Origin of the sequence: Massilia sp. 9096 (genome assembly GCF_000745265.1) — a bacterium.
GTDB lineage: Bacteria > Pseudomonadota > Gammaproteobacteria > Burkholderiales > Burkholderiaceae_D > Telluria.
In genome coordinates, this window is record NZ_JQNN01000002.1 from 46,641 (window position 1) to 61,227 (window position 14,587).

Sequence of the window (14,587 nt, forward strand, 5' to 3'; positions counted from 1 at the left end):
CATTGCAAAGCAAAAAAATTCGCATTCGATTTTCAAACGCTTTGTGAGCTCAAATGCGGAATGCGATTTCACAAAATTTATTGGGGGATCGCCGAGCTCGGCCATGAGGTAGGAATGGAATCCAATATAATGAATGAAATCCAGTAAACGGATTATTTCGTTGGCATGGTAATCTTGGCCATGTCAGCCAAGCGCTCATGGGCTGAAAACGTCGCTGATTTATCGCGTTCACGAACTATGCTCGACGGCGGGGCGTTGGGCTCATCCATACCAGACACATGCTGAGATCTTCCTACGCTAGATTTAGAAAGCGCTTCATTCTCAGCTCATCGCTGCTTATTGCTTTGTTGGCGGCGCTTATTTTTTGGAAAATCGCCGCCGGAGTCAAAGCCGATCGCGATGCCGCTTTGGATCGGACGCGAAGTTTTTCGAGAGCGATGAGCGCGCACGTCGAAAGCGAAATGCGCGTCATCGACTTGTCCTTGCTTCGGTCGGCGGAAGCGCTTGGAGCGATTGGCGAGCAAGCATTGAAGAACACGCAGCGCGCGCGGCAGGTTTTAGCGATGTCGGCGAGCGATTCGGACGCGAGTTTTTGGATCCACTTCGTCGACGCCCGCGGCGTGGGCGTGGCGGCCTCCAACGGATCGCCAGTGGCTGGCGTCTCCTACGCGGATCGGGAATATTTCAGAGCTCAGCTGGCCAGCAACGGCGCTGGGTTGTATGTGGGACAGCCGCAATTTGGACGGGTCTCTCGACGCCGTCTTTTCTTCCTGAGCCGAAGCGTCTTCTCGCCAGACCGAGAATTTTTAGGAGTGGTCGTCGCCTCAGTCGACGCCGCGGCGATCGCCAGCGTGTTTGGCAGCGCGTTGTTTCAGCCGACCCTTTCGATCACGCTGCTGCACGCGAGCGGCAAAATTGTGGCGCGCGTCCCGCTCTTCGAACGTTCCTTCGCGACGAGCCTTTTCAATGCGGATTTTTATCAACATTGGAAGGCGGCTTCGAACGGAAATTATGAGGCGCGCAGTCCGATCGATGGGCAAGAGCGCATTTTCTCGTATCAGAAGGTGGGCGACACTGGCCTTGTCGTCATCGTCGGGATCGCGGTGGATTCATGGAGGCGGGCCATCCCCCGAGACGGCGCCATCGCAGCCGGAGCATTGGGGATCGTCGTCTTGGCCCTTGTGCTCAGTGGGCGCTTCGCTTTGCGAAACATTCTTCGTCTTGAACAAAGCCATGCCGAGCAACAGCGGCTCAACGCCGAGCTGCGAACGGCGCGCGATGACAGGGCTCGCGGGGAAAAAAGGGCGCGGATGATCGCGGACACGCTTCCAGCATTGGTCTCATACGTTGATGCGAACGAGCGCTACGTCTTCCACAACTCGCTTTATCGAACGCTTCTAGGCTCCGCGGCGGACCAAATGGACGGGCGCTCGATGCGCGATGTTTTGGGCGCTGGCGTCCACGCGTCGATCGCGCCCGAAGTGCGCGCGGCCTTGGGTGGCGCGCGAGTCAGTTTCGAGCGGACAGTCACCGTTGGATCGTCGCAGCGCTGCTTCAAGTTCGAATACACCCCGGACATTGACGAATCGGGCAAGACGTTGGGGTTTTACACGATGGGAATCGACATCACTGAGATGAAAGACGTCCAACATCGCCTGAGCGCTTTCGCGCGAGTCGACTCTTTGACGGGCTTGCCCAACCGAGCTCAGCTTTATGAGCGGCTGGGCGAGGCGTTGGCGCGGTCGAGACGGAGAGCTTCGAGGATCGCTTGTTTGTTTTTGGATATCGATCATTTCAAGTCTATCAACGACTCATTGGGCCACGCCGGGGGAGACGAGGCGCTGCGGGAGTTTGGTCGGCGCCTGCAATCGGCCGTGCGCGAAACAGACCTGGTCGCGCGCTTGGCAGGGGACGAATTTGTGATCGTCCTCGAGGGCGGGGAGCAACCAGGCTGCGCTCGCGCCGTCGCGGACAAAATCATCGAGGCGATGCGGGCGCCGTTCCTCATCGCCGGCGCCCCGCGCGCCGTGTCGACCAGCGTTGGCGTGTCGGTGTCGTCCAGCGAAGACGATCCGGACGCAATTTTGCGAAGGGCCGACGAAGCGCTATATATGGCCAAGCGCGCCGGTCGAGGGGGCTACGCGACTGACTGCCGAGAGTGAGGGCGCGCCAACGCGTCAAGGACTGTTCCTGTTTCGATACTCATCCGCCGAATCTGTTGGACAGCCAGGTTTGTGAGTCGAGCGGCGTGCTTTGTTGAACGAGGGCTTAATCAAGGGCGCAATGACGAACTGTGTCCAGTTCGTCTGCGCTAAGCGTCGGTCTCCTGAGATTCCGGCAATTTTGCGAGCATTCCGTAAATTAATTGGCGATTCCGACAAAAACGACATTTTTTGAGTATTGCGTAAGAGTAAAATGAAAACGGGCTCGCGTAATTTTGCGCGAGTCCTTAGATATGCCGTGGAGGCCCGCCATGCGCGCAGTCAAGACCCTGGTTTCCACTCAAAACGAGTGCGGCAAGTGTGGGGACGACGTCCCTGGAATCGAATTCGCGTTCGCATTCCAGCCCATCGTTTCATTCAAAAGGCAGGTGGTCTTTGCCCATGAAGCGTTGGTCCGAGGTCTTCAAGGCGAGCCTGCCAACTCCGTGCTTGGCCAAGTGACTTGGGACAACCGCCATCGATTCGATCAAGAGTGCCGCGCTCGAGCGATTGAGCAAGCGACGGCCATTAGCATGCCCGAGTCGCTGTCGATCAATTTCATTCCGAACGCGGTCGCCAATCCCAGGACGTGCATTCAACGAACCCTGCGCTCGGCGGCGGACTGCGGCTTTGAATTGTCTCGGTTGATTTTCGAGGTGACCGAAAGCGAAAAAGTGGCGGAACCCGAATCCTTGGTAAGGATATTCCGGGAATATCGCAAGCTGGGGATCAAAACCGCCATCGATGATTTCGGCGCCGGATACGCGGGGTTGAATTTGCTCGCGCGCTTTCAGCCGGACATCGTGAAAATCGACATCGATCTCATCCGCGACATCGACGCCGACAACACCAAACAGATCATAGTGGAGAACATCGTCAGGCTATGCGAGAAGTTGGGCATCGTCGCGCTTGCGGAAGGCGTCGAAACTTTCGACGAGCGCGATGTGCTGGCCGACATGGGCATCGATCTCATGCAGGGCTACCTTTTCGCGCGCCCAGCTTTCAAAGCGATGGCGCAGGTCGACCCCATGGCTTGGTCCCAGCGGTAGCTGTTTAGCAGTCTGGCTAAAGTCAATCAGATCCCTGCGAGGTGGCCTAGAAGATAAGCAGCGCGGGCGTGCCTGGCGCTCATTTCAGGCGGCTGGGAACACCCAGCGATGGTTATCTTCGGATTGTCTGAGTCAGCGGCGGAGCGTCTCGCGCGTCCAAAGGCAAATCGATGGTCACAGTCGTGCCACGCTGAGGATCGCTGTCGACCGTGACGCTGCCCCCATGGCTTTCTGCCACCTTTTTTACGAAGGGAAGTCCCAAACCCCACCCGGACGGGCCGCCCGAGCTTTCGCGTCGCAAGTGGTCGAACATGCGATTCAAGTGAGCAGCCGGAACGCTCTCGCCAAAATTGTGGACTGAGATCCAAATCCGGCTGTCCCAACGCGCGACGTTGACGCTGATCAGTCCTCCATCCCCATACTTCATGGCGTTGGAAAGCAGATTGTCGATCGCGCGGCGCAACAGATTGGCGCACCAGTAGCCCACAATCGAATCGCCCTTGGTCTCGCAACGCGCTTGCGAAGTATCGGACAGTTCGGCGCACGCGTCCCGCGCCACGGCGAGCATGTCAAACGAGGACAATTCCAGAGGCAGCCGCTCGTTGCCCCCAAATGCCAAAGCGTCCATGAGTTCGTCAAACATCGCGTTGAGCCTGTCGCCATTTTCTCGAATTTTGCTCGCAAGCCTTCTGACGTTTTCCGGCATGTTAGGGCTCGACAGGAGTTGGGCTCGAAGCGTCATGCCCGACAGTGGATTGCGCATGTCGTGGGCCAAAGCGGCGGCGACTCGGTCCCGCATTGCGGTTTGAGCGTGTGCAAACTCTCCCACAGCGTCAAGAACCGCTAAGTTGAAGGATCGTCGCACAGTCGCATACTCCGCCAATGACAGCGCGATGTTTTTGCGAGCGCACACTTCAATGATCGACTCTTCGAGAATCTGGTATTCGTGAACAATTTCCGCCGGACCGTAAGATCCCAACTGGGCTCGCTCTTCGCCATGGGAACTTGCGACAGTGCTTCCGCTCGTCGCGCTTTGGCGCGGATAACCAGACGTCATCGCCTCTGCCAGATTGTCGTAGAACGAGGGCAGCGTGTTGAACAAAATGGGGTGGTGGAGCTTGTTCGCGCCAACGACCTGGGCGCGGACTTGGCGTTCCCAAAGTTCAAACACTTCTTCACGAGCTGCAAGCAGGCTTTGGGACAGAGACCCCAAATCATCTTCGTCAATTTTTTGATCGGTCGCGAGAGACATTTTGATCCTTAGTCGAGGCTCTGACAGCGAGCCTAACTGCGCAGCGGGAGCAATCATCATATGCTTCGACGCAAAAATTCCGCGCGGAATCCCGCGATCACGTCACGTCCGCTCCTGGCCCAGGCTGTGTAAAAACCTAGCGTCGTGTAAACGGACATAGCTCGGTAAACGTTTAGCCAGTATCTCATCAAGACAGGTGCTAAATGAAGCGCTTCATCGAAGGCGAAGACCGTGGACAGGGCACGCTGTTGCCCGAGCTCCTGGATGATTACGTGACCGAAGATAACTCGGTGCGGGTGGTCGATGTATTCGTGGACGAACTTGACCTTGCTCGCTTGGGCTTTACGCGGGTGCAACCAGCGAAGACAGGCCGACCGGCTTACCACCCCGCTGTGCTGCTCAAGCTCTACATCTACGGTTACCTTAACCGCATCCAGTCGAGCCGGCGGCTGGAGCGAGAGGCCCAACGTAACGTTGAGCTGATGTGGCTGACGCAACGCCTGGCACCAGATTTCAAGACAATAGCGAACTTCCGAAAGGACAACGGCAAGGCAATCCGCAATGTATGCCGACAGTTCGTCGTCGTGTGTCAGCAGCTCGATCTGTTCTCGGATGCAGTCGTGGCAATCGACGGCAGCAAATTCAAGGCGGTCAACAGCAGCGACCGTAATTTCACCGATGCCAAGCTCAAGCGCAGGATGCAAGAAATCGAGGCAAACATCAGCCGCTACCTGGCAGAACTCGACACGGCAGATCGGCAGGAACCGGCTGCTGGGCAACCGAGGAGCGTTCGCCTCAACGACAAGATTGCAGCGCTAAAATCGCAGATGGCCACGCTCAAGGAAATCGAAGCGAAGCTGGAAAAGACTGGCGAAACGCAGATTTCGTTGACCGATCCAGACGCTCGCTCAATGATGACGCGTGGGACTGGGATCGTAGGTTATAACGTACAGACTGCCGTCGACACTAAGCATCATTTGATTGTTGAACACGAGGTGACGAATAACGGCAGCGACCGCGACCAATTGTCCAACATGGCGAAAAAAGCGCGCACTGCCATCGGCACCACGACATTGACGGCCATCGCCGACCGCGGCTATTTCAAGGGCGAGGAAATCCTGGCCTGTCATGAAGCTGGCATCTCCACTTTAGTGCCACCTACGAAAACGTCTGGAGCCAAGGCTGCCGGTCGATTTGACAAGGCAGATTTCATATACGATTCCTCTACAAACGAATACTGCTGCCCAGCGGGCCAGTCCTTGCTTTGGCGCTTCGCAAGCGTCGAAAAAGGCATGAAGCTGAATCGATACTGGAGCTCGAATTGCAAGGGCTGCCACCTCAAGAACAAGTGCACGCCGAGCGCGCAGCGGCGGGTAACCCGCTGGGAGCATCAAGACGTGCTCGACGAGATGCAAATGCGTCTTGAGCAGAATCCTGATGCCATGCGAATCCGGCGATCATCGGTAGAGCATCCATACGGGACAATCAAATCCTGGATGGGCGCAACGCATTTCTTGACGAAAGGACTGGAGCGTGTGGCGACCGAGATGAGCCTGCACGTGCTCGCCTATAATTTTCGGAGATTGATGGCGGTGCTCGGCATCACTGGTATGGTGGCTGCGCTTCGGGCCTATGCCCGTTTTCTGCAGCGTTTTGGTCTGCTCTGGATGCTTCGCTTACTCGGCTGGTCGATAATGCCGCACAACGATCACAGCGCGGCACAGCGTTTCCTGGCACCCCCCAATTAATCGAAACCTTGCTGTGATTGTACTCGCCGCCCGATTTCGCGTTTTTACACGGCCTGGGCCGATTGCGGACGGTCGAGCCAGCATAGCATGTTGCCGAGACGAAAAGATAACGCACCGGGCTGCCGGGCCTTTGCTGATCGAAAAGCTGTCGCGCAAGCACAAACGCAAGGTTGGAGCCAGCTGGCGAATAAACGAGACGTACATCAAGGTCAAGGGTGTCTGGAAGTATTTCTACCGTGCTGTCGACAAGGAAGGCAAGACCGTCAATTTCCTCTTGACGGCGCATCGTGACATTGCTACCCGGCGGTTCTTCGACAAAGCCATGCGTGAGCAAGGCGCGCCGACAAAGATCGCAATGGATAAAAACGGCGCCGACAAGACCGCGATCGATGAGATCAACAGCAGTACGGCGGTCCTGATCGTAGTTCGCCAGGTTAAGTACCTCAACAACATTATCGGACAAGACCATCATGCGATTAAGCGTGTGACCAAGCCGATTCTGGGCGTCAAGTCGTTTAGCGCCGCCAGCAATGTGCTCGCAGGCATTGAGCTCAGGCATATGATCCGTAAGGGTCAGTTTGCGATCGATGTCGTCGCCTCGTCGATTGCCGATCAATTCTGTGCGCTGGCGGGAATAGTCCGTCCAGTATAAGCTGGACCACGCTCGGTCCGAAACACTTCGCTTAACGCTTAGCAATGCGACAGAACCTTAATTCTTCAGGTGTCATAGTCTGCCCAACATGACTAGCCACTTCGTCAATTCGACAAAACGGTTTCCTGTATCACTCGTCGTAGTCAGCCATGAGGGCAGGAGGAAAGGCTATGTTATGGGCCAAGTCAACGAAAACATCCTGTAATCCCTGCCAACCTGGCGTGCCCCCGGCGCTCCTAATAATTTGCTCTGCATCGCGATGGCAAGTCTTTCCATCAATGCTGCCTTTGTGGACATACAGAATTTCTGTGCGCTCACCATTAGTGCGGAAGTTGTTAAAAACAATCGCTGCTTTACCGGCCTCGGCGATGCGTCCGCCGCATACATCGCAGAACAAAATCGGCGCACTGATGTCATCAATCACTTGAATTTCGATCATCATCATTCCTGTATTAAGGGCTATATATCTAATTTTCTTTGGCGACGTCGGCGGGCTCTACAGTCCGCATGGCGCTCGTTAGAGGGACTCGATAGTCGCGCAAGAGGACGCTTATCGAATCACCTTTCGTGCAGTTTATGAAGCAAACTTGCGGGCGCACCAATCCGTCGCAGCAGACGAGTGATCGCAACGTAAAATGTTCTAGTAAAGAATTGACCACTTGCTCTGCAACAAGGCGTTAGCATCTACTGTTCTAGGCTTGCTAAGGCCCAGCACTGCGTCCAAGAAAATATCGTGTACCGTTGCTCGTTACTGATACCTTCCGACAGAATCGCGCTTAGAAAACTGGCGACGTTCACACGCACGTTAGGAGGTAGAAAAGCAGCGATCGCAACCGACGACTCGAGATCAGGATGGACACTCGACATCATAATTTGAACGATAAGCTCAGCATGCTCAGTCCATCCGGCATCGTCAACATAGGTCATGAGCGCGGTGACGCTGTCTGGAAGGTTAATCGGGATTTGCATGATGGGCGCACTCGTCTGACATGGAAGTCACCGAGAATACAGGAGTCGCATAGTGGAAGGCTGAAAACCGGAGCAAATGGCCCCAGCGTTAGTTAGCCATGCAACGACAATGTGGTGCGACTGATACATCATTGGCACTGAGCACCCTGTCGTGCCAGCTAGTCGATGCTGAGAACGCCAGGGCGCTAGTTCGTGCAAATGGCTGTAGTCGGTACACCGACTCGCTGGCTTCCATGGTGTGTCCGCCGCTGGAAGATCGGCGAAGGAAACGAGCGTGACCTTTCGGCGCATCGTTGGCGAAAAGATGGGCGGTTAAGCCCGTGACGTGTACGTTCGCTAACGACCCACGCTGTGTAAAAACACGAAAAAATCGTCGAACAAAAAAATCGGTTTCTCAGAACGGCCGCTACGCGATTTTCTCGAGGTCGGGAGGGGTCACTCTACCCCTGAAAATTTCAAGCTTTTGCGTTTTTACACAGCCTGGGTCGGAAGCAGACAGTTCCAAAACAGTCTAGCGAAGCTGCTTCAGCCAAACTCCTCACAGCTGCAGAGGCTTATGTTCGGGCACCATTTTCTCTAAGGATGGCACCCTTTTTAGCCACTCTTCAGCATTATTAAATAGACCATGCAAATTCAGGCAGTCATGTGTATGAGGAGCATTCGGTACCTTATAGCGCCGGACCATATCGAGCACGCTCGCCTGGGTTCTAGGGTCCACTACATCAAACCCAAGCAAACTCCAATATTGTGGTTGTTCGAAGGCTCCCAAGGAAGGAGGGACCGATACATTTCCCTTAACGGCTACATCGACGTACGCTCTCGGCAAATCAAAAGCAACGATCAATGCATCCGCATGCAAACCATCAATGCGGTCCGATGGATCTGCTGTGAACAGATTGATACCGGAGAGCTGTTCTTGGTATTGGTCGTAGATCTGCTCATACCGCGTGTCCTCATCGTACGAAGTCATACAGACGGCACACAGTGCAGACGGTTTTCTGACGTCATGACCAACAACGACTTGTCGGGATTGGGGCTCCATTTATTCTTCGATAACTGCAAGTTGCGACGTCCGCTTCTGGCCGATTGCATACCTACGGCTGCATCCGCTTCCGGATCTATAGCGCCCTTGGAAACCGAACACATAAAAGCGCGCGATCAAAAATGGCACGAGGCTTTTTGCTTAGCATTTTTGATCACATGTATGGATCAGACGGCCAGTGTGTACGCTCTATCCATGTCACGTTGACGTCATCGACACACTGGATTGATTTGACCTCATCAGGCGAAAAGATGAGGCTGCCACGTTGAGTAACAATTAACAAAGTGGTATAGCTGAGTTGAAAGATGTGGCCGAGGTATCGCTCGTTAATACTTAAGGATATGGCCCATAGCGAGCCTTTAGATTTCCCAGCCTTACGGGCTGCTTCGATTGAGGGGTAGCGTTCAGTGTTCATAACTTCTCCTAGGTAGGCACACTATAGCTACCGTTCATTTCTGTTGATTTACAAGCCATACCGTTGCGCTTTGGTGCAGATACATGTAGCTGAGTCAAGGTCCGAACACAACGTTGGAGGCCCCGAGGTCAGCAATGAGGCTGGGCTTTTAAATGTAAGCCTCACCCTCATAATCTAATCGAGGATTTGGACCAACATAACTGACTGACATGACGTCGTGTGTTGCAAAGAAAATTCTTCCATGTTCAGTTTGAACCATATAGCAGCATGGGCGTCCACGATAGATTACCCCAACTAGCTGTACGCCTCCCATCGTTTGCACCTTCCATATGGACCCGCGCGGCATCCCTAAGATTCGTGCTGCTTCAACCGAGGTGCAATAAATGTTTGTCATCATACTACGGTGGCAGACAATCTCAATAATGTTGAGATTATAGTTAAACGACCTACGATCAACGATGAGGCCGAGCGTTTTCGTTTCTTCCCCAAAAAAGGGGTTACGCGTCACGCTGTTCGGCACTTCGTCATCAGTTAGCGCTGCTATAATCGCTATATCCTGAAGTGCCCCAGCGCCTTGAACTTTCGTCCCTCTATTCCTTTTGGGGAGCCTCGCGGTAGCGTTCGATGAATGACACGATGTTATCGAGTTCAACGATCGCACTGATCAAAAACATGTCAAGCGGATTATCATTGTCCCATTGATCGAGCTTGCGTTGCCTCACGTTCTCATCTAGCTCAGGGAAGACAGACGCATAAAACAGCGAGCGCTTTTGATTGCGAAGTTCGACCGCAAGAGTACGAACTTCAGCAGCCAATGCCAGTTTCTCGATTCGTTGCTTCATGTTGTCTCCTCAGTAGGTTGTGAATAATATAACACTACCTGGCGAGATTTGAAATGCGGTGTTGTCATTATTCTACTAAATCACGTTTAGCCGCTTGCTCTACCTTGTAGAACGATGTATTTCCGCGTAAGTGACACTTTCGCCGCCTGTTGCAGTACTGGGCTACCGGCTTTTCCTTTCTTTAAATGCTGATGCGCCTTGCACCAATGATGAGCATAGCAAAGCAATCTGCTGTTTAAGCAACGCTTTCGTCTAGCTGCGAAAGCCAGTCTCGCCCCCGAGGGGTCATATGCCAAGCTGGGCTTGACTGTTCGACCTTGACAATAAAATGTTGCTTTGTAAGCCAGTGAATGACATCCTCCGAGTCTTGAGGTTGGCGTCCCTCCTGCAGAGCTTGCAGAAATTGTTCGCAGTCCCATTGAAACAAAAACTGTCTACCTTTTTCGGTTAGGAACAGTTCTCCGTGACTAAGGCGGACCAGAGCTCTTTCAAGCAATATTTTGTTGAAACCTTGCAACTTATTGTCGTTGTCCCCACTATTGATGGCTCTAACCAGAATTTTGACTAATTCACATTTATGAATCATTAGAAGAAGTATTGAAGATGGAACCAACGAAGATTGATACGATACTGAAAAGTTGCCGATTACCAACTAAGGCAAACACACTTTAATGCAGAGTAGATTTTACAATGCAGGTTACTACTTCGGCGACTATCTCGGCAGTTAGACGAGCTCCGATGTCTGTCTCTAGCCGATTGCAGACGGTCGGGGCGGCATAGCATGTTGCCGAGTCGACAAACTTTTGGACCGTCACGTCAGGCGGCTTCCGACCTAAAGCGGATGTTACGCATACAAACAATGAAGGAGAACGCGTATGATAACGAAGTTAACTTTTTTTTAATTGTAGGTACTTCGTGAGTCTCGCCACTGATCAACGTTCTTCATCTGTTCCGCTGTCGTCCACTTCCATGCGTATGTTGGAGTTGCGCGAAGTAATTTTTGCGCTTTGGGAACAACGTGTTCGCACTGATGTCTCTCAGGCAGCTTTGCTGCAACATCCGCTCCTAGTGGACACGCTTCCTGCGTTCTACGATAACATCGCCGAGAGTGTAACAGCGGCTTATCCGCGTGCTACAGCCGTCGATGGGACCACGGCAGCGGCGCAGCACGGTGGTGAGCGGGCTCGGTTGACTAACTACGATCATCGCGCCGTCATCGAGGAATACCAGTTGCTCCGATGGGCTATTTTCGAAGTGCTTCATGTGGAGCAGGTGTTGCTCACTCGCGAGGAAATCCACACGATCAACGCTTCCCTGGACGGAGCCATCCAAGAGGCGGTCGAAACCTTTACGCTGGTTCATAGTGGGCTTCGAGAGCGAGTGGCCGCAGCACTGACCCATGACTTGCGCGGCCCACTCAGTGCGGCGTATACAGCACTTCAAATCATCCTTTTGTCTGATGATCTTGCCAAAATCCGACTCGTCGCTGGTAAGGCCATGACCAATATTGATCGCGTGAGCGGCATGGTCGACGAAATGCTTGATACGATGGCTTTTCATGGTGGCCAGAAGCTGCAACTACAGGTGTCGAATTTCGATATCGATGAAGTCATCAAAGAAGTGCAAACCGATGCGATCATGACTCATGGCTTACGTTTTCAAGTGATCGCATGCTCTGTCAAAGGATGGTGGGATCGTTCGGCGCTTAAACGTGCAGTTGAAAACTTAGTATCCAATGCTGTGAAATACGGGAAGCCTGATTCACCGATTAAAATAAAAATTGCTGAAACACATGAGCGCCTGGTTTTGTCGGTGCACAACGAAGGCAATCCAGTTTCTAGAGAAGAACAGGATAGTATTTTTCAAATGTACGGACGCGCTCAGGCCGCTAAGGACGGCGCAAAGGAAGGCTGGGGAATCGGACTGCCATATGTGCGTACAGTGGCTGAAAGCCATGCCGGCAGTGTTTCGGTCGACAGCAGCACGGAACGTGGCACAACATTCCTTATCGACATCCCTGTCGATATCCGTCCGTATCTAGCCTGATCGGTCCACGACCCTGGAAGTCGGGCTGTCCCACATCTTGCGACAGTCATGGACGCGCGTGGTCGAGATATCGGCGTGTCCCAGCCACTGCCGGATCTTGGCAGTCTTCAACGACGGCTACCGGCCGATTCCAGCCGGTCTAACCGCCATAGTTTGTTGTCAAGCATAGGGCTCTTGGAGCGTCACGACAAGCCGCGCCCGATCAATTGCAGAACGATACCCGAGCGCGGCGTCAATCCGAAACTGTTACGTCTTTAATGACCGAATTTTGCATGTTTTATTGTTGAGTTCTAGAGAACCATGCTTACATACATTAAGGAAAAGCTCCTACGGCCTCTACGTGATGCATGTTTAATATTCAGCTTTGCATAAAGACATCGCGCTTCGCAGTGCTTAAATCTTTTCATGACGGAAAACCTCTCTAATAAACTATTACCTTCTGACAATTTTTCGCACTCTTGGCCTGCAGACTACGGCTGGGCTGTCGAGCAAATGCCTTTACCTGCCTTCCTTTGTGACTGGCGCGGTGCCGTTTTGAAGTGCAACGCTTCGGCGGTCGATTTGTGGGGGGGAGCCCCTGATCCTGAAGAGCCGGGACGTTGGCACGGTTGGGAACAGGTACTGGATGCGGACGGTAATCTCTTGGGTGAGAATCCGGTAGCGCGAGCCATAAAACGCGATGCACCGGTGTCAATGGACGTTGTTGTCCAAGCGCGTGGGAACGGCGCAATGCGAGCCACTATTTTCAGTCGCCCCGTACGGGACAGAAGCGGGGAAGTGGTCGGCGCACTCTGTGCAGTCTCAGTCTCTGGCCCCGCCGACTCAAGCCATGCCAAGGAACGCGCCGCTTTTTTGTCGATTCTCTCGCATGAGCTGCGCAATCCACTGTCGCCAATCATGAGCGCCGCCGCCGTCTTGCGCAAAACCACTTCCGATCCGGCGGCAGTCAAAATGGTTGATATCGTTGACCGACAATCTAAGCAGCTTGCTCGCTTCGTTACCGATTTGTTAGACGCCTCGCGCCTTCACCGGTCTGAGGAAGTACCTTGCGAAGTATGCGAAACCCACTTGAGCGCGGTGCTTGACGCCGCCTTGGATCCCATAGGACCCATATTAAAGTCCCGAGGCCAGACCTTATCGGAAAATGTTTTTAACCGCTTCGCGAAACTTCGCTGTGACCCCGCGCGTGTAGCCCAAGCGCTTGCCAATATCTTGCGCAACGCAAGTTCCCACTCTCCAGACGGCGCCGAGATCACGCTAAAGGCGTATTCGGACGGTGACAAACTAATGCTCGTCGTCGACGACCGTGGTGCGGGCATCAACGCCGAATTGGCTAAGCGCGCCGCAGAACCATTTGTCCAGGGCGCTACGCCCATAGGGAGAGCACCTTCGGGAGCAGGGCTCGGATTGGCAATTGCCCGCAGCGTCTGCTTAGCGCATGGAGGTGTAATGACGTTAGATGGCGGAGCAGATGGTTACGGCGCGCATGTTGAGCTCATACTTCCGATAGTGACGAGCTTACCTAATGCTTAAACAGAAACCCGTGGAAAGCGCCTGCGTTTGATGTCAGTTTCTAAAATAGATGCGACACAAGGTACCGCTGTGTCTAGCGAAGTGAAACTGATCCTGTCAATAGCAGCTAGTCCCTACAGGAAGTAATACATGGGCTCTGGTTTAACTTAAAGCTCGACTACGATGATGGGCTTGCCCAGCATGCGAAGTCGTCAGCGGAGCTTAGCTGTTTTGGGATCAATCAGGCATAACAAATGCTCATTTACAGCCCACAATCGACAAGAAGCGCCCATTAACCTACTAGCATCTATGGTAGAAACGACAGATGCTCAAAACCCGTGATCGATAACCAAGCTCAATCCCTCAGTCTCAATACATTGTCAAGCGTCATCGCAGAGTTAGCTATGCATGGAATCAACATAGGATAATTCATGCAGGGTCAGCATAGCGAGTGTTCCTGCAGATAGCAGCGCACGTCGTCGAGCGTATCACGCGTGCGGTCGCTAACCGGAAGCAGGGCGTTTACCTGGCGGGCGAAGTTCTCGGCTGTAAATGCATAGTTGAGAAAGGCGGGCGATCCTGAGAACAAGCTTGCAGCCTTTTGGGCGAGTCGGCTAGCCAGTAATACTTGTAAATCAGGGCATAGCTTATGAGCCTGCTCGGCAAACACGAAGCCATTGGAGCTTCCCAACACGACCGCTGCGATCAGTATATCGAATTTGATGGATTCAAATGCCTGTAGGGCTTTACGTGAGTCCAGAAATGGGACCATAAGATAGCCAGTTTTTTCAAGTACCAAGGTGGTACGGTCTAAAAATTCGCTATCTTCGGATACCACTGCTACTAATGCTTTCATACA

The 14,587-nt window shown here is 53.4% G+C and carries 12 protein-coding genes and 1 pseudogene; 6 read left to right on the forward strand and 7 right to left on the reverse strand.

Annotation, left to right across the window (positions count from 1 at the left end):
- Positions 1-278 precede the first annotated feature (278 nt).
- Positions 279-2,162 carry a diguanylate cyclase domain-containing protein gene (locus FA90_RS24310; protein ID WP_036177356.1) on the forward strand — a complete coding sequence of 628 codons (1,884 nt, stop codon included), beginning with the start codon at positions 279-281 and terminating at the stop codon, positions 2,160-2,162.
- Between the two features lie 311 nt (positions 2,163-2,473).
- Positions 2,474-3,250, forward strand: coding sequence for an EAL domain-containing protein (locus FA90_RS24315; protein WP_036177581.1), 777 nt, complete (start codon positions 2,474-2,476; stop codon positions 3,248-3,250).
- 112 nt (positions 3,251-3,362) lie between these two features.
- Here FA90_RS24315 and FA90_RS24320 read toward each other — a convergent pair whose 3' ends face one another.
- On the reverse strand, positions 3,363-4,502 hold the full coding sequence (locus FA90_RS24320; RefSeq protein ID WP_197065393.1) for a sensor histidine kinase KdpD: 1,140 nt from the start codon (positions 4,500-4,502) through the stop codon (positions 3,363-3,365).
- Positions 4,503-4,705: 203 nt separating this feature from the next.
- Here FA90_RS24320 and FA90_RS24325 point away from each other — a divergent pair.
- Together FA90_RS24325 and FA90_RS24330 are read left to right on the forward strand one after the other, a co-directional pair.
- Positions 4,706-6,133, forward strand: a pseudogene (locus tag FA90_RS24325) (IS1182 family transposase); the annotation flags it as partial.
- A 247-nt stretch (positions 6,134-6,380) separates the two neighbouring features.
- Entirely contained in the window at positions 6,381-6,902 is a 522-nt protein-coding gene (locus tag FA90_RS24330; protein WP_051972265.1) for an IS6 family transposase, read from the forward strand.
- Between the two features lie 130 nt (positions 6,903-7,032).
- On the opposite strand, the gene FA90_RS24335 is transcribed toward FA90_RS24330, so the two are convergent.
- The 5 genes from FA90_RS24335 to FA90_RS24350 form a co-directional block, all read right to left on the reverse strand.
- Positions 7,033-7,347 (reverse strand): hypothetical protein, encoded by a 315-nt coding sequence (locus FA90_RS24335; RefSeq protein ID WP_036177360.1) that lies wholly within the window; start codon positions 7,345-7,347, stop codon positions 7,033-7,035.
- Between the two features lie 239 nt (positions 7,348-7,586).
- A complete protein-coding gene (locus tag FA90_RS24340; RefSeq protein WP_036177364.1) occupies positions 7,587-7,871 on the reverse strand; it encodes a hypothetical protein in 285 nt (94 codons plus the stop codon).
- A gap of 538 nt (positions 7,872-8,409) precedes the next feature.
- A complete protein-coding gene (locus tag FA90_RS26730; protein WP_156116917.1) occupies positions 8,410-8,913 on the reverse strand; it encodes a hypothetical protein in 504 nt (167 codons plus the stop codon).
- 154 nt (positions 8,914-9,067) lie between these two features.
- A complete protein-coding gene (locus FA90_RS26735; protein ID WP_156116918.1) occupies positions 9,068-9,328 on the reverse strand; it encodes a hypothetical protein in 261 nt (86 codons plus the stop codon).
- 590 nt (positions 9,329-9,918) lie between these two features.
- Complete coding sequence (locus tag FA90_RS24350) at positions 9,919-10,170, reverse strand: hypothetical protein (RefSeq protein WP_036177371.1); 252 nt, start codon at positions 10,168-10,170, stop codon at positions 9,919-9,921.
- 915 nt (positions 10,171-11,085) lie between these two features.
- Between FA90_RS24350 and FA90_RS25980 the strand changes: the two genes are divergently transcribed.
- Positions 11,086-12,216: a sensor histidine kinase KdpD gene (locus FA90_RS25980; RefSeq protein WP_239701102.1), complete on the forward strand. Its 1,131-nt coding sequence runs from the start codon at positions 11,086-11,088 to the stop codon at positions 12,214-12,216.
- A 405-nt stretch (positions 12,217-12,621) separates the two neighbouring features.
- Positions 12,622-13,749 (forward strand): PAS domain-containing sensor histidine kinase, encoded by a 1,128-nt coding sequence (locus tag FA90_RS25985; RefSeq protein ID WP_081934149.1) that lies wholly within the window; start codon positions 12,622-12,624, stop codon positions 13,747-13,749.
- A gap of 418 nt (positions 13,750-14,167) precedes the next feature.
- On the opposite strand, the gene FA90_RS24360 is transcribed toward FA90_RS25985, so the two are convergent.
- Entirely contained in the window at positions 14,168-14,584 is a 417-nt protein-coding gene (locus FA90_RS24360) for a hypothetical protein (protein WP_156116919.1), read from the reverse strand.
- Between the last annotated feature and the right edge of the window lie 3 nt (positions 14,585-14,587).